Here is a 17,920-nt window from a genome sequence, read left to right on the forward strand (position 1 = left end):
CGTGACCACCGTGGCGCCGACCGCCGCGGGGTTGAAGATGTGGCGCCCGCGCCACGCGAGCACGTACTTCGACAGCGACGCGGCGGCGCCGGCGATCGCGATGCCGGCGAGCCCCGCGATCTCGAGCGTCGGCCGCAGCACGAACAGCAGGATCTGGGCGGTCACGAGCGACGACTCGAGGCGCCACGGCAGGCGCAGCACGGCGTGGGCCGCGGCATCCGTCGCCCCGCACACCACGACGAGCACCGCGAGCGTCGCGACCAGCTCACCGGGCCCCGGGCCCACGAGACCGAAGAACGACAGCACGAACGCGATCGCGGCGAGCGCGGCGAGCGCGAGCAGCACGAGCCGGTACATCGACACGCGGCCGAGGAGCGCGAAGACGCGGTTCCACGCCGCGGTGAGCCACGCCGGCACCGTCACACCACCGGGAGCGGCTCGTGCGGCGCGTCGGGAAGGGTGACGCGGATGCCGTCGCCGGGCCGCACCACGCCGCCGCGGATGACGACCGACATGACGCCGGCGAGGCGAACGGTCTCGCCGTCGTCGTCGACGTAGACGAGCTGCTTCATGAGCCCGGCGGAGAGGCCGTTGATCTGCGTGCACGGATTGCGCAGCCCCGTGACCTCGATGACGGCGTCGGCGCCGAGCGTCAGCCGCGTGCCGCGTGGCAGCGACAGCAGATCGATGCCCGCTGTCGTGACGTTCTCGCCCAGTTCGCCCTGTGCTACCTCGTGCCCGCGCTGGGCGACGAAGTCGAAGAGCTCCGAGTGCATCAGGTGCACCTGGCGCAGGTTCGGCGCTTCCGGGTCGCGGCGCACGCGCGAGCGGTGCTTCACGGTCGCGCCGGCGTGGGCGTCTCCTTCGACCCCGATCCCCTCGATGAGGGTGATGCTGTCGCGGGTGGGCTTGCTGAATCGATGGCCGTCATCGCGCGCCACCGCGACGACGGTCCCTGTGAGGCTGTCGGTCACGGTTCAACGCTAGCGGTCGCGCCGAACACCTCGGCTCCGCAGCCCGGCGACCACTCGACGCGCCCGTCGGTGAGCATGCGCACCCACTGCACGCCCCACTCGTGCGCGAGGCGCGCTCCCCCGTCGAAGAAGAGCGCCGTCGCGATCGCATCCGCCCGCATCGCCGTCGGCGCGACCGCCCACGTCGCGGCGACCGCGCGCACCGGCCCGCCCGTGCGCGCATCGAGCACGTGGTGCAGACCGTCGCCCCACGAGCGGCGGTTCGTGGCGGACGCGCACAGCGCGGCATCCGCCACGGTCCACACCCCGATCGCGCGGGTCGGATCGAACGGATGCTCCAGCCCGACCCGCACGGGGCGCCCGCGCACCGCGAGGTCGCCGCTCGCATCGACGACGAGGTCGCCGTCGACGTGCGTTGCCACGAGCGCAGCGACGCGGTCCACAAGCCGCCCCTTGCCGATCGCGCCGACGTCGATGAGCGCGGGTTCGGCGACGGTGAGGTGCCCGTCGTCGAGTCGCACGCGCTCGCGCCAGTCCGCCGGTGCGGGGACGGGAACGGATGCCGCGAACGAGTACGCCGTGTCGTAGCCGAGCCGCTCGAGCGACGCCCCCACGAGCGGGTTCACCGCGCCGTCCGTCGCGTCGGACAGGGCGGCGTACGTCTCGAGGAGGTCGGCGGCGTCACGCGGCGCCGGGACACTGCCCGCGCCTCGGGCGAGCGCCGCCACGAGGGAGTCGTCGCGGAAGCGCGACCATGCGGCGTCGAACGCCGCGAGGAGCTCCTCGACCGCGCTGCGCGCCACCGCGGGCAACGGTGCGGAGGTCTCGATCTCCCACGACGTGCCGATCGCCTCGAAGCGCCACACCGACACGGGATCTCCGTTCAGCCGGCGGCCTCGGACGCCTCGACGCGGATGCGCTCGATCGCCTGGTTGAAGCCGCCGCTCGTGAGCGACGAGCCCGCAACACGGCTCACCACGAGGTCATCGATCGGTCTGCCCACCACCTCGTCGGCGATGCCGCCGATGAACTCGCCCTGGAACTGCTCCGACTCCGGCCGCTGCGGGGATCCTTCGACATCGACGTCGGTGATGAGGCCGTCCGCGAGCGTCACCGTCACGAGGATCGTCTCCACCGTCTCGGGCGTCGAGTACGACCCCTCCGCCGAGTACGTGCCGTCGGCGAACTCCTCGCTGCCACCCGCCGCGCCCGCCGACGACTCGGGCGTGCAGGCGGTGAGGCCGAGGGCTCCCGCGACACCCATGAGGGCGCCGAGGCGGATGACGGAGCGGTGCGGGGCGCGTGTCATGCGACTCCTCGAGGGGACGACTTCGGGCACGGGAACGATCTTGGCGATCGAGGCTATGAGGAGCCTATGAGCGGACGCCGCGGCGCCGGCGTACGAGCTTCAGGAGCTCGATCGCGAGGAACAGGACGGTCGATAGTCCGAGAGGCAGCAGCCACGACCGGAGGGCGAGCGGGCGCGAGTCGAACAGGTCGTTCATGAACGGGGCGTACGTGTAGACGAGCTGCAGCACGATGAGCGCGAGGGCGGACCACCACACGACGCGGTTGCCGCGGAAGACGTCGAACGTGAGACTCGAACGCGTCAGGAATCGGCAGTTGAACAGGTACGCGAGCTGCCCGAGCGCGAGCATCGCGACCGCCTCGGTGCGCGCGTACGGGATGTCTGCGCCGGCGGCGACGACGCTGTAGAACACTCCGAGCGTCGCGCCGCCGATGAGCAGCGACACGACGAGCACGAACCCGAGTTCGCGCAGGTTGATGATCGAGCCGCCGGGCGGACGCGGCGGGCGCCGCATGATTCCCTTCTCGGCCGGCTCGTACGCGAGTGCGAGCGACAGCGTGATCGCGGTGACCATGTTGACCCACAGCACCTGCACGGGCGTGAGCGGCAGCGCGATGCCGAGGACGACGGCGACGAGGATCACGAGCGACTGCGCGCCGTTGGTCGGGAGCAGGAAGACGATCGACTTGCGCAGGTTGTCGTAGATCCGCCGACCCTCGCGGATCGCGCTGCGGATCGTCGCGAAGTTGTCGTCGGCGAGGACGATCTCGGCGGCCTCCTTCGTGGCCTCGGTGCCCTTGATGCCCATCGCGATGCCCACGTTCGCGCGCGTGAGCGCGGGCGCGTCGTTGACGCCGTCGCCGGTCATCGCGACGACCTCCTCGTGCGACTGCAGCGCGCGCACGATGCGGATCTTGTGCTCGGGACTCGTGCGCGCGTAGACGTCGACCTCGCGCACGACCTCCTTGAGCTGCTCCTGCGACAGTGCCTCCAGCTCGGTACCGGTGATCACGTGCACGTCTTCGCCGTCGGGCACGAGCCCCATCTCGCGACTGATCGCGAGCGCCGTTCCGGCGTGGTCGCCCGTGATCATCTTGACCCGGATGCCGGCGGTGTGGCAGTCCGCGATCGCGTCGATCGCCTCGGGCCGCGGCGGATCGAGGATGCCCCACACCCCGAGGAATTCGAGGTCGTGCAGGTCGTCCAGGCTCACGTGGTCGAACATCGGAGCGACGGGACGACGGGCCGCCGCGAGCACGCGCAGCCCTTGTGCGCTGAGCTCGTCGATCACGCTCCCCCACAGCGCCAGATCGAGGGGCTCCGTGCCGGTGCCGCCGCGCTGGCTCGACGACCGCTCGAGCAGGCGGTCGGGCGCCCCCTTGACGAGGATCGCGCGCGAGTGGTCCGCGGACTCGTTGACCGTCGCCATGAGCTTGTTCGCGGAGTCGAACGGCAGCACGCCCACGCGGCGCGTGCCCTCGCTCGTGACGCCGCCCTTCATCGCGACGACCTTGAGCGCCCCTTCGGTCGGCTCGCCCACGAGCGACCAGCGCCCCGCGGACGTGTCGGCGACCTCCTCCGCCGCGGCCGGCGCATCGCGCACGATGTGGGCGTCGTTGCACAGGGTCGCGACGGCGAGAATCGCTGCGAGGTCGGGCGCGGGGCGGGCCGGGGCATCCGTCTCATCGCGTCCGTCGGGTGTGATCGCTCCCCGTGGGTCGTAGCCGAGCCCCGACACGCCGTACGCCTGCACGCGCGTGACGATGCGCCGCACCGTCATCTCGTTCCTCGTGAGGGTGCCCGTCTTGTCGGAGCACACCGTCGTGACCGATCCCAGCGCCTCGACGGCCGGCAGCTTGCGGGTGATCGCGTGGCGCTTCGCCATCTGCTGCACGCCGATCGCGAGCGTGATCGTCACGAGGGCGGGAAGCCCCTCCGGGATCGCCGCGACCGCGAAGCCGACCGTCGCCGAGATCAGGTCGCCGAAGGGCATGCCGTGCAGGAACCGCCCGATCGCGAGCATGACGACCGCCATGCCGAGGATCACGAGCGTCAGCACGCGCCCGAAGTCGGCGAGCTGCTTCGTGAGGGGCGTGTCGAGGGAGCCCGCCTCTCCGACGAGGCTCTGGATCTTGCCGATCTCGGTCGCGGCCCCCGTGCCGGTCACGATGCCGCGGCCTTGCCCTGCCGCGACGATCGTGCCGGAGAACGCCATCGACGCGCGGTCGCCGACCCCGGCATCCGTCGCGACCGGATCGACCGACTTCGACGCGGGCACCGACTCGCCCGTGAGGGCCGCCTCGTCGATGCGCAGCTGGAACGACTGGAACAGCCGGAGGTCGGCGGGCACCTTGTCGCCCGGGGCGAGACGCACGACGTCGCCGGGCACGAGGTCAGCCGCGGCCACGGTGACCCAGCGTCCGTCGCGCCGCGCGCTCGCGTCGGACGAGAGCATGCCGCGGATGCCGGCGAGCGCCTTCTCGGCGCGCCCCTCCTGCACGTAGCCGATGACCGCGTTGATGATCGCGACCGACATGATGACCCAGAAGTCCAGCCAGTCCTGCATGATCGCCTTCACCGCGGCGGCGCCCAGCAGGATGTAGATCAGCGTGTCGTTGAAGTGCGCGAGGAACCGGAGGATCGCGGGCTTGCGCTTCGGCTCGGGGAGCACGTTCGGCCCGTGCGCCTCGAGACGGTCCGCGGCGGCCGCGGACGACAGGCCCTCGAGCCCGGTCCCGAGTGCGTGGGCGACCTCGTCGATCCGCTGCGCGTACGGTCGCTCGGGCGCGATGTCGAGCGTTCCCACGGTGTTGCTCTGCTCTGCCATGGAGGCTCCTCGCGCGAGCGGAACGATGGGGTCAGGCGGCTCCGTCGAACATGCGGGTCACCGAGCCGTCTTCGAAGACCTCCTTGATCGCGCGAGCCAGCAGCGGCGCGATGGGCAGGATCGTAAGGCTCGGGAAGCGCTTGTCGAGCGGGACGGGGATCGTGTCGGTCACGACGACCTCGTCGATCGAGTCGCTCTGCAGACGCTCGGCGGCGGGATCGCTGAAGACCGGATGCGTCGCCGCCACGATCACGCGCTCGGCGCCGTTCGCCTTGAGGGCCTCGGCCGCCTTCACGATCGTGCCGCCCGTGTCGATCATGTCGTCGACGAGGAGGCACACACGCCCCTTCACCCGGCCGACGATCTCGTTGACGGTGACCTGGTTGGCGACGTTCGGGTCACGGCGCTTGTGGATGATCGCGAGGGGTGCGCCCAGGCTGTCGGACCACGTGTCGGCGACGCGCACGCGCCCCGTGTCGGGCGAGACGACCGTGAGCTTCGCGCGGTCGTCCTCGCTCAGGGTGCTGCGGAAGTACTCGAGCAGCACGGGCTTCGCGAACAGGTGGTCGACCGGCCCGTCGAAGAAGCCCTGGATCTGCGCCGCGTGCAGATCGACGCTCATGACGCGGTCGGCGCCCGCGGTCTTCAGCAGATCGGCGATGAGCCGCGCGCTGATGGGCTCGCGGCCGCGGCCCTTCTTGTCCTGCCGGGAGTAGGGGAAGTACGGCGCGACGACGGTGATGCGCTTGGCGGATGCCCGCTTCGCCGCGTCGAGCATGATGAGCAGCTCCATCATCCACTCGTTGACCGGGTGGCCGAACGACTGGACGAGGAACACGTCGCATCCGCGGATCGAGACCTCGAACCTCGTCAGGATCTCACCCGACGCGAACGTGCGGTACTCCGTCGGGACGAGCTCCGTGCCGAGCGCCTTCGCGACCTGGCTCGCCAACTCGGGATGGGAGCGACCGGATGCGACGACGAGACGCTTCTTGGTCTTCGCGACGAGCCCTGGGGCGATGTCGTGCTCTCGATCGAGGTCAACCGTCTTGTTCTTGCGCCCCATCGTCCGCCTTCTGTGCGGTCCGGGCCTTCGCCGCCAGTTCGGCCGCCGCGGTTCCCGGTCTGTTCTTCTCGACCCAGCCCTCGATGTTGCGCTGGGGTGAAACGCTCAAGGCCAGGGCGCCAGCGGGGACATCCTTGCGGATCACGGCCCCCGCCCCGGTCTTCGCGCCGTCTCCGATCCTAACGGGCGCGACGAACACGTTGTGCGACCCGGTGTGCACCTCGTCGCCGATCTCGGTGCGGTGCTTGGTGATGTCGTCGTAGTTCGCGGTGATCGCACCGGCGCCGAGGTTGACTCCCGCGCCGATCGTCGTGTCGCCGATGTACGACAGGTGCGGCACCTTGCTGCGCTCGCCGATCGTCGAGTTCTTCGTCTCGACGAACGTGCCGATCTTGCCCTTGTCGCCGAGGTACGTGCCCGGACGCAGGTACGCGAAGGGCCCGACGTTCGCGCCGGCGCCGATCACGGCGAGCGTCGCGTCCGTGCGGCGCACCGTCGCGTTCTCGCCGACCTCGCAGTCGACGAGCGTCGTGTCGGGGCCGATGACCGCGCCCGTCGCGACGGTCGTCGACCGCAGGATGTGCGTGTTCGGCAGGATCACGGCGTCGGGTGCGAGGGTCGCGGTGACGTCGATCCACGTCGTGGCGGGGTCCTGGATGGTCACGCCTTCGAGCTGCCAGCGCCGGACGATCCGCTGGTTGAGGATGCGTGCGGCCTCGGAGAGCTGGGCGCGGTCGTTCACGCCGAGCGCCGCCGCGGCATCCGGCGCCTGCTGCACCGAGACGACCTCGCCCTCGCCGCGCGCGAGACCCACGACGTCGGTGAGGTAGCGCTCGCCCTGCGCGTTCGCGGAGTCGAGACGCGGCAGGTGCGTGCGCAGCGTGTCGGCGCGGAAGACGTAGACCCCCGCGTTGATCTCGTTGACGGCGATCTCGTCGTCGCTCGCGTCCTTCTGCTCGACGATGCGGCGGACGTCGCCGGAGTCGTCGCGGATGACACGGCCGTAGCCCGTCGGATCGCCGACGACGGCGCTCAGCAGCGTCACCGCGGCGTGGCGCGCTCGGTGCGTGGCGATGAGGTCGGCGAGCGTCGCGGGCTCGAGGAGCGGCACGTCACCGCTCAGCACGAGCACATCGCCGCCGAACCCGTCGAGCACGGGAAGCGCCACCTCGACCGCCCGCCCGGTGCCGGGGATCTCGTCCTGGTCGACGACCACCGCGGCCGGGTCAAGCTCGGCGATCGCGGACGCGACGGCCTCGCGCTCGTGGCGCACCACGACGATGAGGCGCTCGGGCGAGAGCGTGTGCGCCGCGTCGAGCACGTGCGCCACGAGGGGCCGGCCGCCGATGCCGTGCAGCACCTTCGGCGTGCGGGACTTCATACGGGTGCCCTGGCCCGCGGCGAGCACGATCACGGCGAGCGAGGATGCGGTGTTCTCCATGCTCCGCCGCCAGGACTCGAACCTGGACCTCACAGCTCCAAAGGCTGTCGTGCTGCCATTACACCACGGCGGATCGCGGTCATCCGATGCCGGACGAGCGCCCCGACAAGTCTGCCAGACCCCGCCTGCGCGACCCTCCGCGGTCGGGGTCGGCGAGGCGGGTTCGGGGCGGATTCCGTGGGTTGAGGCGCGTTTCTTGCGCCCCAACGTCGGAATTCCGCCCCGAACCCCGGAACAATGGGGGGATGCCGAAGGAGACGGACGAGGTCGACCGGATCGTCAGCGCGTGGACACGCCAGCGTCCCGACCTCGACTTCTCACCGCTCGAGGTGCTCTCGCGCGTCGACCGCCTGTCGCGCCACCTCGACCGCGCGCGGCGCGACGCGTTCCGCCGCAGCGAGCTCGAGCCGTGGGAGTGGGACGTGCTGTCGGCGCTGCGCCGCGCGGGCGAGCCCTTCCAGCTCAGTCCGAAGCAGCTCCTGCAGCAGACGCTCGTCTCGAGCGGCACGATGACGAACCGCATCGACCGGCTCGTGGGCCGTCGGCTCGTACGGCGCGAAGCCGATCCGGACGACGGGCGCAGCATCCTCGTGATCCTCACCGAGGACGGCCGCACGCGGGTCGACGCCGCCATCACGCGCCTCGTCGACGCCGAGGCGCTCCTGCTCGACGCCCTGTCGCGCGCCGACCGCGAGCGCCTCGCGTCGCTTTTGCGCAAGCTCAGCCTGAGCTTCGACACCGCCGACTGAGTCCTCGCTGCGGGTCGGGGCTCAGCCGATCTGCTCGCTCAGCTCGTACCAGCGCGCCTCGAGGTCGTCCCGCTCCGACTCGAGCGCGCCGATCCGCTCCATCTCGGCGCCGAGCGCGACATAGTCGGACTGGTCGCGGTCGGCGAGCGCGACCCGTGCGGCGTCGATCTCCTGCTCGAGCCGCTCGAGCCGACGCTCGAGCGCGGCGAGCTCCTTCTGCGCCGCGCGCAGCTCGGCCCCGGTGAGTCCGGCCGAAGCGGGCGAGGCGGATGCCGCGGCATCCGTCGCCTTCGCCGGCGCAGCCGCGGCACTCGATTTCTCACGCTCGCGCAGACGCAGGTATTCGTCGACGCCGCCGGGCAGGTGGCGCAGGCGGCCGCCCAGGATCGCGTACTGCTGGTCCGTCACCCGCTCGATGAAATAGCGGTCGTGCGAGACGACGATGAGCGTGCCGGCCCACGAGTCGAGGAGGTCCTCGAGCGCGGCGAGCATGTCGGTGTCGAGGTCGTTCGTCGGCTCGTCGAGGATCAGGACGTTCGGCTGCTCGAGCAGGATGAGCAGCAGCTGCAGGCGGCGCTTCTGACCGCCCGACAGGTCCTTCACGGGGGTCGAGAGCTGCGCGCTCGCGAAGCCCATGCGCTCGAGCAGCTGACCCGGCGTGAGCTCCTGCGCCTTCGAGCCCGTGCCGAACGTGTAGGTCGTGCGAAGGCGCGACACGACCACGCGCACCGGGTCGTCGAGGTGGTCTTCGAGCTCGTCGAGGCGCTGAGTGAGCGTCGCGACCTTGACCGTCTTGCCGCGCTTGACGCGACCCGCCGTGGGCTCGACGTCGCCGGAGACGAGTCCGAGCAGCGTCGACTTCCCGGCGCCGTTGACACCGAGGATGCCTGTGCGCTCACCGGGAGCGATGCGCCATTCGACGTCGTGGAGCACCTCGGTGGAGTCGTACGACACCGAGACGTCGAGAATGTCGACGACGTCCTTGCCGAGGCGCGTCACGGCGAGCGACTGCAGTTCCGTCTTGTTGCGGATCTCGGGCACGTCGGCGATGAGCGCGTTCGCGGCTTCGATGCGGAACTTCGGCTTCGATGTGCGCGCCGGAGCCCCGCGGCGCAGCCATGCGAGTTCCTTGCGGGCGAGGTTCTGGCGGCGGGCCTCGATCGCCGCGGCCTGACGGTCGCGCTCGACGCGCTGCAGGATGTAGGCCGCGTACCCGCCCTCGAACGGCTCCACGATGCGGTCGTGCACCTCCCACGTCTTCGTGCACACCTCGTCGAGGAACCAACGATCGTGGGTCACGACGAGCAGACCCCCGACGTTCGCCGCCCACCGACGCTTGAGGTGAGCCGCGAGCCACGCGATCGCCTCGACGTCGAGGTGGTTGGTCGGCTCGTCGAGGAACAGCACGTCGTCGTCGCGCGACAGCAGGGCCGCGAGCGAGACGCGGCGGCGCTGACCGCCCGAGAGGTCGGTGACGGGCCCGTCCCATTCGATGCCCTCGAGCAGCCCCGCGATGACGTCGCGCACCCGGGCGTCGCCCGCCCACTCGTGCTCCGGACGGTCGCCGACGACCGCCTCGCGCACGGTCAGCGAGTCGTCGAGCGTGTCGGACTGGTCGAGAACGCCGACGGTGACTCCCCCGCGCACCGTCACCCGTCCGGAATCGGGCTCGAGGCGGCCCGCGAGCATCGCGAGCAGGCTCGACTTGCCGTCGCCGTTCCGCCCGACGATCCCGATGCGGTCGCCCTCCTCGACGCCGAGCGAGACGCCGTCGAAGACGACCTTCGTGGGGAACTCCAGATGCAGGGCCTCGGCCCCGAGAAGATGTGCCATGTCCGCTCCAGGCTAGGCGACACGGCGGACCGGCTCGCGCCGGGTCAGTACCAGAAGCTCAGGCGCGGCGGCGTATGCCACGAGAACACGCGCGCGGCGGCCACCGGATCGTCGGTGACGACCCGCCCGGCGCGGTGCAGCGTCGCGAGCGAGACTCCGCCGAGATAGACCGCCGAGAGCTCGGTGATGCCGAGGCGCACCACGACCGCGTCATCCGGCGCTGCGTCGCGCTCGACCGGTGTCACCCGCCCGACGCCGTCGGCGTCGACCTCGAGCACGAAAGCGCCGTCCGCGAAGCCGAGCGGGTCGGACACGTCGAGGAGCAGGCGCCCGGCGGCGCCGAACCGCCGCGTCTCGAGCGCCGCGACGAGGTCGAGGATCCGGACGTACTGGTGGTCGCGCATCGTGATGGTCGCGGCGCGCTGGTCGGCGATCATCCACCACAGGGGCTCCTCGACCGACAGCTCGTGCGCGCTCACCTCGGCGACGAGGTCGAGCTCGAGCAGGAAGCGCCACAGCGCCGCGTACGCGTCGTCCGTCTCGGCCAGCACGTAGTGGACCGACACCTTGGCCTTCGTGAAGTCGTCGTGGTTCTCGTGCACCGCGTACACCGCGAGCCCGCGCACCTCGCCCGAGGCATCCGTGTACTGGACCGCGCGCTTCTCGCCCGCCTTCTCGGCGACGGGGCTCGTGCCGGCGAAGTTGTCCCAGTGACCCGGCGGCACGTCGATCTCGCCCGCGAAGCGCCGCCGTGCGCGCTCGTGCAGCGCGGGACCGAGCTCGCGGAAGCGCTGGCGCGGGATGAAGTCGATGCGCCCCTCGGGGACCGGCCCGATCCATCCGGCGCGCCGCGTCTCGATGCGCCACGTGGCGCTGGCCGCCGCGGGCGCGAAACCGTAGCGGCCGTACAGCGTCGACTCGCTCACGGTGAGCATCGCCATCGGGACGCCGGCGGCGTGCGCGGAGCGCAGCTCGCCCTCGAGCATCGCCCGCGCGATCCCCCGGCGGCGGTGCGTCGGGGCGACCGTGACCGCCGTGATGGCGCACGACGGGATGAGGGCGCCGCCCGGCACCGTGAGCTCGCCGATCCATGACGCGATCGTTCCGACGGGCGCCTCCGACACGGGGGCCGCGGGGTCGTAGACGCCCGTCACCCTCCGGTAGGACGAGCGCTCGCGCGCCGACGCGATGTGCTCGTCGCTGCGCTCGGAGTCCTGGAACCCGCGCGCGACGGACTGCAGCCACGGCCCGAACGCGTCGCTGTCGACCGGCACCCGCCGGTACGCGAGGCCGTTCGCCGCGAGTCGCTGCTGAGACTGCTCGTCGACGGGTCCGGCGCGGAACGCGGCGCGATCGTCTTCGGAGGCGACGACGGGGATCTCGGTCGTGCTCATGTGGGGTGTCCTCCTCGCCCAGGCATGGGATGGGTCGGGCGGGCCCGGCGTCGAAGGTGGGCGCCCGATGTCCGCCGCGTGCCCTCGACAAGGGTACGCGGAGCCGCGAGTCAGCCGCTCGTCTCGACGAGGGCCGCGCCCAAGGCGGCGTCGAAGCGACTGATGTCGTCCGGCGTGTTGTAGAAATGCGGCGAGACGCGCACGAGTCCGCCCTTCGACACGACGTCCACTCCGTCGGCGCGGAGCCGCTCGACGACGGCATCCGCATCCCGGTGCGCGAAGGATACGATCCCGCCCCGCTGCGGCGGTGTCACGATGACGAGCCCGTGTCGACGGACGGAAGCATCGACCATGGCCGTCAGCTCCTTCACACGCCGGTGGACCGTGTCCCAGCCCACGTCCTCGAGATACGCCAGGGTGGCATCCAGCACCGCGAGCCCGGGGAAGTTCGGCTCGGAATACTCGAATCGCCGACTCGGCGGTGGGTTGCGATAGCCGCGGCACGCCGGTGTCAGCACCGCACGAGCGCGCTCGCGGAAGACCCCGATCGCGGTCCCGAAGCCCGACAGCAGCCACTTGAACACACCCGCGCCGTACACGTCCACGGGGCCGAAGTCGACGGGGATGGATCCGAGCGCCTCGATGCCGTCGACGACTAGGAGCGCCCCCACGTCGCGGCAGGCCGCACCCAGGCGATCGAGATCGACGCGTGTGCCGGTCGTGGCGTTGACGTGCGTGACGGCGACGACGCGCGTGCGAGAGGTGACGGCCGCCAAGAGCAGGTCCGTGCGGCGGGCTTCGTCGTCGATCGGAACGGAGACGAGGTGTGCGCCCGCGGCCCGCGCGCCCTGCCACGCCAGCACCACCGTCGGGAAGTCGTCGGCGGGGAAGACGACCTCGTCTCCGGCCTTCCACGCCATGCTCGCCGCGGCGAGGCTCATCACTTCGGTCGTGCTGTGCAGGAACGCGATGTCGGCGTGCGGGAGCCGCAGCATCCGCGATACACGCTCTCGAGCCGACTCCTCCACCTCCAGCCATCCGGATCGCGCCTCCGCGCCCCGTCGCGCGATGTCGGCGAAATGAGCGGCCGCGGCGCGCTGCGCGCCCACCCACGGCAGACCTGCTCCGGCCGAGTTCAGGTAGACGCGGCCGGTGCGGTAGGGGAAGTCGCGCCGAAGGCGCCGGTCGAGGTCGTGCGGCATCTCACATCGTCGCGAGGACGTCGTCGAGCGCGTCGATGAAACGGTCGATGTCGCGCGTGGAGTTGTAGAAATGGGGTGAGACGAGGGTCCGGCCCGCACGATCGGAGACCGAGACGCGACGCTCCCGCAGCGCGTCCGCGACGCGGGCGGAATCAGGGGTCTCGATCGCGACGATGCCTGCGCGCAGCTCCATCGGCGTGACGACGGGAATCCCTCTGCTCTCGAGGCCGGAGATCACGCTTCCCGCGAGATCGCGGACTCGTGCGTGGATCCACGGCCACCCGACTTGCTCCAGGTAATCGAGCGTCGCATTCAGCACGTACAGGCCCGGGAAATTCGGCGCCGCGTAGCTGAAGGAGGCACTGGGAGCGGGGTTGCCGTAACTGCGGAAGATCGGCGTCAGCGCCTCTCGCGCCCGCTCCCGGAACACTCCGATCGCGGTGCCGAACCCGGACAGGAGCCACTTGAAGACGCCCGCGCCGTACACGTCGACGAGGGTGAGATCCACGGGGATGGCGCCGAGCGCCTGGATCCCGTCGACGAACAGCAGAGCGTCCACGTCGCGACACGCGGCACCGATCCGGGTGAGGTCGAGCGCGACACCGGTCCACGGGTGGACGTGCGAGACGCACACGACACGCGTGCGGGGCGTGATCGCGTCGAGAAGATCGTCCTCGCGAGTCGCCGGGTCGCGCGGGCGCACCCGCACGATGGTGGCGCCGCGCTGCTCAGCACTCGTCCACGCGAGGACGTTGCACGGATAATCGTCCGCGAACACCACAACCTCGTCGCCCGGGGACCACACCACACTGTTCGCGGCGAGGTTGATCACCTCGCTCGTGTTGCGGAAGAAGCCGACCTCGTCCGCGGGGACGCTCAGCAGGCGGGCCGATCTCTCCTTCGCGCCATCGGCTTCCGCCCGCCACCTCTGCTGCGCGTCGCAGCCGAGGGCGGCCACATCGCGGAAGTACCGACCCGCCGCGTCGGCGGCCCCGGGAAAGGCGAGTCCGGCGCCGGCGGACTGGAGGTAGACCCACCCGTCGCGAACGGCGAAGTCCTTCTCGACCTCGGCGAACACATCGTCCGCGCCGTCCCTCTCGACCCGACGCGGAGTCGCGAGACCCGATCGTCGCATCAGCGTCTCACTTGACCGCCGTCGCCTCGAACTCGCAGAGCACGTCGGGGTGCGCGAGACTCGCGACCGCAAGAAACACGCCCGCCGCCTTGCATCCGGCGTCCGCGAGGAATCGGCCCACCGCGTCGTTCCCGACCGCCCAGAACTCGTCCAGATGACTGGCCTTCACATACCAGTTCAGCCGGACGACGTCCGACCATTCGTAACCGGCTTCGCGCAGCGACTCGCCGGTCTTCTCGAGGGCGAGGACGGCCTGGGCCGCGATGTCGCCGACATGCTGCGCCTGGCGCTCGCGCGTCGCGGTCGTGCCGGACAGCCAGAGGATCTTGCCCCCCGTCGTCTCGATGCCTCCTTGCAGGTAGGCGATCTGGTCATCGCCGGGCCACGGCGCGATCACTCGGCGGCTGCTGGTCATCGGTATCGTCCTCCTTCGCGAAGCGATTCCCGTGATCATCGGCCACGCCGGTCGCGAAAGGAAGGACGTTCCCGCGCGGCGGAAGCGGCGATGCGGGTGTCGTCGGAACGGCGTCGAACAGCGCACGACGAGTGACGCCCCCGCCCGCGGTCTCCGCGCGGGCGGGGGCGTCCTTCGAGAGCGACTCGCGTCAGACGAGCCCGTTCTCCTCCAGCCACTGCGACGCGATGTCCTCCGCCGAGAGCTGGTCCTGCGTGCTCTGGACGTTCAGCGCCACGAGACCCTCGGGCGTGAGCGCCGCGCTGACGGCGTTGATGACGTCGGCGATCTCGTCGGCGATCTCGGCGTTCGCGACCGGCACGACGTTGGACGCGAGGAACAGGCCCTCGGGGTCGTCCAGCACGACGAGGTCCTCGGTCTGGATGCGCGGGTCGGCGGTGAAGACGTTCGCGACGTTGACGGTGCCGGCGACGAGGTCCTCGACCGTCGTGTCACCGGTCGGCGTGAACTCGACCTCGATGCCGTACGTGTCGAGCAGGCCGGTCGGACCGTACGGGCGCTCCGCGAGCTCGGGCGGGCCGCCGAGCTTGAGCGGCTCGGTGACGTTCGCCAGGTCGGGGATCGTCGCCAGCTCGTACTGCTCGGCGAACGCGGCCGTCACGGTGTACGAGTCCTGGTCGCTGGCCGTCGACTGGTCGAGCACGACGAGCCCGTCGGGGAGCGCGTCGGGAAGGGCTGCGTACACGTCCTCCGAGGTGCGGGCGGTCGTCTCCGGGTCGAAGAACTGCAGCAGGTTGCCGCTGTACTCGGGGAACAGATCGACCTCGCCGTTCTCGAGCGCCGGGATGTACGCGTCGCGCTGACCGATGTTGAACTGGCGCTCGACCTCGAAGCCGGCGTTCTCGAGCGCCTGGGCGTAGATCTCGGCGATGATCTCGTTCGAGTAGTACGCCTGCGAGCCGACGACGATCGTGTCGCTCGGGGCATCCGTGTCGCCGCCGTCGGTGCCGGGGTCGAGCGGATCGCTCGACGAGCAGCCCGCGAGCACCAGGGCCGCGACCGTGCCCGCCAGGAGTGCGCCGGCGATCCGGGACTTCTTGCGTGTGAACATGGGGGATCTCCTTCTGGTGGGGACTTCGGGACTTCTCACGTGAGAACGGGGCTGCGACCGGGTCGGCCCACGGCATCGGCCTCGGATGCCGCGACCGCCGCACCGCCGGACGAACCGGGCGCGCCGGGGCCCGCCGCGCGCGTCGCGCGCACGCCGCGCGGCACGACGGCGCGCTGCGTGAGCGCGAAGAGCCCGTCGAGCACGAGTGCGAGCGCGGCGACGAGGAGCGCGCCGCCGAGGACCATGTCGTAGCGGCGCAGCGGAATGCCGGCGATGATGTACTGCCCGAGCCCGCCGAGGCCGACGTACGCCCCGATCGTGACCGTCGCCACGACCTGCAGCGTCGCCGCCCGCAGGCCCGCCACGAGCAGCGGGAGGCCGAGCGGCACCTCGACGCGCCACAGCACCTGCCACGGCGTCATTCCGATCGCGCGTGAGGCGCCGATGACGTCGCGGTCGATCGCCTCGAACCCGGAGTACGCGCCGGCGAGGATCGACGGGATCGCGAGCAGCACGTAGCTGATGACGGCCGCCTCGGGTTTGTGAAGGACTCCGATGAGCATCACCAGCAACACGAGAAGTCCGAACGACGGGATCGCTCGCGCCGCGCCCGAGACCGCGACCGCGACGTCGCGACCGCGGCCCGTGTGCCCGATGAGCCACCCGAGCGGAACGGCGACCGCTGCCGCGATGAGCACCGAGATCGCGGTGTAGGCGAGGTGCTCCGCGAGCGCGACCGGAATCGACGTCGGCCCTTCGAGCCGCTCGGGCGAGAAGAGCCACGCGAACGCGTCGAGGAAGAGGTTCACGTCGTCGCCTCCGCCCCGAGGCCGATCCGGATGCCGCGCCGCCGGGTCGCCATCGCGCGCAGCCACGGCATGAGCACGCGCCCGAGCAGCACGAGGGCGAGATCGACGACGAGCGCGATGAGCGCCACGGCGACCATGCCGGCGAACACCTCGGCGACGATGCGGCGCTGCAGTCCGTTCGTGAAGAGGTACCCGAGGTTCGTGACGCCCACGAGCACGCCCACGGTGGCGAGGGCGATCGTGCTCGCGGCGGTGACGCGGAGTCCCGCGAGCAGCACGGGACCTGCGAGTGGCAGGTCGACCGTGAAGAAGCGCCGGGGGCCGCCGAAGCCCATCGCGGCGGCGGCGAGGCGCACATCCGCGTCGACCGAGTCGAACCCGTCGACGACCGAGCGCACGAGCAGCGCGACGGCGTAGATCGTGAGCGCGAGGATGAGGTTCACCTCGGAGAACGCGGGCACGCCGATGACTCCGGGGAGGATCGCGAGGAGCGCGAGCGACGGGATCGTGTAGAGCAGGCCGGTCACGATGACGATCGGGCTGCGAAGCAGACGGAACCGCCACGCGATCCACCCGATCGGCACCGAGATCACGAAGCCGAGCACGATCGGGATGAGGCTCTGCCGCAGGTGGACGAGCGTCAGCGACCAGATGAGGTCGAGGTTGTCGAGCACCCAGCTCACGGAGCATCCGCCTCGGCGACCAGCGCACCCTGCGTGCGCCCCTCGGTGTCGACGACAACCGTGCCGCGCGCCGTCTGCTTGAGCCGCAGAGCCCGGCGACCGCGGTCGGCGCCGATGAACGACACGACGAAGTCGGATGCCGGGTCTTCGATGATCTCGCTCGGGCTGCCCACCTGCGCGATCTGCGCCCCCGTCTCGAGAATCACCACCTGGTCGCCCAGGAGGAAGGCCTCGTCGATGTCGTGCGTCACGAACACGACCGTCTTGTGGAGCTCGCGCTGGAGGCGGATGACCTCCTGCTGGAGCTCGGCGCGCACGATCGGGTCGACGGCCCCGAAGGGCTCGTCCATCAGGAGGATGTTCGGGTCGGCCGCGAGCCCCCGCGCGACGCCGACCCGCTGCTGCTGCCCGCCCGAGAGCTGGCTCGGATACCGGTCGGCCATGCCCTCGTCGAGGCCCACCGTCTGCATGAGCTCGAGCGCGCGGCGGCGGGCATCGCGCCGTGAGGCGCCCTCGAGCACGGGAACCGTGGCGATGTTCTCGGCCACCGTGAAGTGCGGCATGAGGCCGGAGTTCTGCATGACGTAGCCGATGCTGCGCCGCAGGCGCACGGGGTCGCGCCCCGCGACGTCTTCGCCGTCGATCGAGACGGTGCCGGAGGTGGGATCGACCATGCGGTTGATCATTCGCAGCAGCGTGGTCTTGCCGCTTCCGGACGACCCGACCAGCACTGTCGTGCGCCGCGCGGGCATCACGATGCTGAACCCTTCGACGGCGACCGTGCCGTCGGGGAACCGCTTCGTGACATCGGCGAATTCGATCACGCGTTCGTCGCCTTCGGGTCGGTGTCAGGGTGTCCCCACGGTACCGGACCCCTACGACACAGAGGGTCGGATGGCGGGATTCGATGCGCCCCCGAGCCGGATCCCGATTTGCGTTCCTATACCCCTGGGGGTATCTTGATCTCCAAGA

Annotated in this window: 16 protein-coding genes, 1 tRNA gene and 1 pseudogene; 1 reads left to right on the forward strand and 17 read right to left on the reverse strand. The window is 70.9% G+C overall.

Going from position 1 to position 17,920, the window contains the following annotated elements:
- The 8 genes and pseudogenes from VFF97_RS03080 to VFF97_RS03115 all read right to left on the reverse strand — a co-directional run.
- Positions 1–357: pseudogene (locus VFF97_RS03080) on the reverse strand (flavodoxin reductase); the annotation flags it as partial.
- Positions 358–419: 62 nt separating this feature from the next.
- Positions 420–974: an MOSC domain-containing protein gene (locus tag VFF97_RS03085; protein WP_325032028.1), complete on the reverse strand. Its 555-nt coding sequence runs from the start codon at positions 972–974 to the stop codon at positions 420–422.
- Positions 971–1,846 (reverse strand): FAD:protein FMN transferase, encoded by an 876-nt coding sequence (locus tag VFF97_RS03090; RefSeq protein WP_325032029.1) that lies wholly within the window; start codon positions 1,844–1,846, stop codon positions 971–973. Before VFF97_RS03090 ends, VFF97_RS03085 begins: the two co-directional genes overlap by 4 nt.
- A gap of 11 nt (positions 1,847–1,857) precedes the next feature.
- Entirely contained in the window at positions 1,858–2,283 is a 426-nt protein-coding gene (locus VFF97_RS03095) for an FMN-binding protein (RefSeq protein WP_325032030.1), read from the reverse strand.
- A gap of 64 nt (positions 2,284–2,347) precedes the next feature.
- The gene (locus VFF97_RS03100) at positions 2,348–5,110 is read right to left on the reverse strand and encodes an HAD-IC family P-type ATPase (RefSeq protein ID WP_325032031.1); all 2,763 of its coding nucleotides are present in this window, start codon (positions 5,108–5,110) and stop codon (positions 2,348–2,350) included.
- A 31-nt stretch (positions 5,111–5,141) separates the two neighbouring features.
- The gene (locus tag VFF97_RS03105) at positions 5,142–6,176 is read right to left on the reverse strand and encodes a ribose-phosphate diphosphokinase (RefSeq protein WP_325032032.1); all 1,035 of its coding nucleotides are present in this window, start codon (positions 6,174–6,176) and stop codon (positions 5,142–5,144) included.
- Positions 6,151–7,617 (reverse strand): bifunctional UDP-N-acetylglucosamine diphosphorylase/glucosamine-1-phosphate N-acetyltransferase GlmU, encoded by a 1,467-nt coding sequence (gene glmU / locus VFF97_RS03110; protein ID WP_325032033.1) that lies wholly within the window; start codon positions 7,615–7,617, stop codon positions 6,151–6,153. Before glmU ends, VFF97_RS03105 begins: the two co-directional genes overlap by 26 nt.
- A gap of 1 nt (position 7,618) precedes the next feature.
- Positions 7,619–7,690: transfer RNA gene (locus VFF97_RS03115), tRNA-Gln, on the reverse strand.
- A 172-nt stretch (positions 7,691–7,862) separates the two neighbouring features.
- On the opposite strand from VFF97_RS03115, the gene VFF97_RS03120 reads away from it, so the two are divergent.
- On the forward strand, positions 7,863–8,366 hold the full coding sequence (locus VFF97_RS03120; protein WP_325032034.1) for a MarR family winged helix-turn-helix transcriptional regulator: 504 nt from the start codon (positions 7,863–7,865) through the stop codon (positions 8,364–8,366).
- A 21-nt stretch (positions 8,367–8,387) separates the two neighbouring features.
- On the opposite strand, the gene VFF97_RS03125 is transcribed toward VFF97_RS03120, so the two are convergent.
- From VFF97_RS03125 to VFF97_RS03165, 9 genes are all read right to left on the reverse strand, one after another.
- Positions 8,388–10,199, reverse strand: a complete 1,812-nt coding sequence (locus tag VFF97_RS03125) for an ABC-F family ATP-binding cassette domain-containing protein (protein WP_325032035.1) — start codon at positions 10,197–10,199, stop codon at positions 8,388–8,390.
- A gap of 44 nt (positions 10,200–10,243) precedes the next feature.
- The gene (locus tag VFF97_RS03130; protein ID WP_325032036.1) at positions 10,244–11,593 is read right to left on the reverse strand and encodes a GNAT family N-acetyltransferase; all 1,350 of its coding nucleotides are present in this window, start codon (positions 11,591–11,593) and stop codon (positions 10,244–10,246) included.
- A gap of 110 nt (positions 11,594–11,703) precedes the next feature.
- Positions 11,704–12,795, reverse strand: coding sequence for an aminotransferase class V-fold PLP-dependent enzyme (locus VFF97_RS03135; protein ID WP_325032037.1), 1,092 nt, complete (start codon positions 12,793–12,795; stop codon positions 11,704–11,706).
- A 1-nt stretch (position 12,796) separates the two neighbouring features.
- Positions 12,797–13,930: an aminotransferase class V-fold PLP-dependent enzyme gene (locus VFF97_RS03140; RefSeq protein WP_325032038.1), complete on the reverse strand. Its 1,134-nt coding sequence runs from the start codon at positions 13,928–13,930 to the stop codon at positions 12,797–12,799.
- A gap of 7 nt (positions 13,931–13,937) precedes the next feature.
- Entirely contained in the window at positions 13,938–14,345 is a 408-nt protein-coding gene (locus tag VFF97_RS03145) for a RidA family protein (RefSeq protein ID WP_325032039.1), read from the reverse strand.
- A gap of 190 nt (positions 14,346–14,535) precedes the next feature.
- On the reverse strand, positions 14,536–15,456 hold the full coding sequence (locus tag VFF97_RS03150) for an ABC transporter substrate-binding protein (RefSeq protein ID WP_325032040.1): 921 nt from the start codon (positions 15,454–15,456) through the stop codon (positions 14,536–14,538).
- Positions 15,457–15,491: 35 nt separating this feature from the next.
- Positions 15,492–16,265 carry an ABC transporter permease gene (locus VFF97_RS03155; RefSeq protein ID WP_325032041.1) on the reverse strand — a complete coding sequence of 258 codons (774 nt, stop codon included), beginning with the start codon at positions 16,263–16,265 and terminating at the stop codon, positions 15,492–15,494.
- Positions 16,262–16,948, reverse strand: a complete 687-nt coding sequence (locus tag VFF97_RS03160; RefSeq protein WP_325032042.1) for an ABC transporter permease — start codon at positions 16,946–16,948, stop codon at positions 16,262–16,264. The genes VFF97_RS03155 and VFF97_RS03160 overlap by 4 nt, the downstream gene beginning before the upstream one ends.
- Positions 16,945–17,772: an ABC transporter ATP-binding protein gene (locus VFF97_RS03165; RefSeq protein WP_325032043.1), complete on the reverse strand. Its 828-nt coding sequence runs from the start codon at positions 17,770–17,772 to the stop codon at positions 16,945–16,947. The genes VFF97_RS03160 and VFF97_RS03165 overlap by 4 nt, the downstream gene beginning before the upstream one ends.
- Positions 17,773–17,920 lie beyond the last annotated feature (148 nt).

Source organism: Microbacterium sp., from assembly GCF_035687345.1.
Lineage (GTDB): Bacteria > Actinomycetota > Actinomycetes > Actinomycetales > Microbacteriaceae > Microbacterium.

Excerpts from the sequence above, each read along its gene's own strand:
- VFF97_RS03095 (WP_325032030.1), bottom strand. The coding sequence starts at position 2,283 with ATGACACGCGCCCCGCACCGCTCCGTCATCCGCCTCGGCGCCCTCATG.
- VFF97_RS03100 (WP_325032031.1), bottom strand. The coding sequence starts at position 5,110 with ATGGCAGAGCAGAGCAACACCGTGGGAACGCTCGACATCGCGCCCGAG.
- VFF97_RS03105 (WP_325032032.1), bottom strand. The coding sequence starts at position 6,176 with ATGGGGCGCAAGAACAAGACGGTTGACCTCGATCGAGAGCACGACATC.
- glmU (WP_325032033.1), bottom strand. The coding sequence starts at position 7,617 with ATGGAGAACACCGCATCCTCGCTCGCCGTGATCGTGCTCGCCGCGGGC.
- VFF97_RS03120 (WP_325032034.1), top strand. The coding sequence starts at position 7,863 with ATGCCGAAGGAGACGGACGAGGTCGACCGGATCGTCAGCGCGTGGACA.
- VFF97_RS03125 (WP_325032035.1), bottom strand. The coding sequence starts at position 10,199 with ATGGCACATCTTCTCGGGGCCGAGGCCCTGCATCTGGAGTTCCCCACG.
- VFF97_RS03130 (WP_325032036.1), bottom strand. The coding sequence starts at position 11,593 with ATGAGCACGACCGAGATCCCCGTCGTCGCCTCCGAAGACGATCGCGCC.
- VFF97_RS03135 (WP_325032037.1), bottom strand. The coding sequence starts at position 12,795 with ATGCCGCACGACCTCGACCGGCGCCTTCGGCGCGACTTCCCCTACCGC.
- VFF97_RS03140 (WP_325032038.1), bottom strand. The coding sequence starts at position 13,930 with ATGCGACGATCGGGTCTCGCGACTCCGCGTCGGGTCGAGAGGGACGGC.
- VFF97_RS03145 (WP_325032039.1), bottom strand. The coding sequence starts at position 14,345 with ATGACCAGCAGCCGCCGAGTGATCGCGCCGTGGCCCGGCGATGACCAG.
- VFF97_RS03150 (WP_325032040.1), bottom strand. The coding sequence starts at position 15,456 with ATGTTCACACGCAAGAAGTCCCGGATCGCCGGCGCACTCCTGGCGGGC.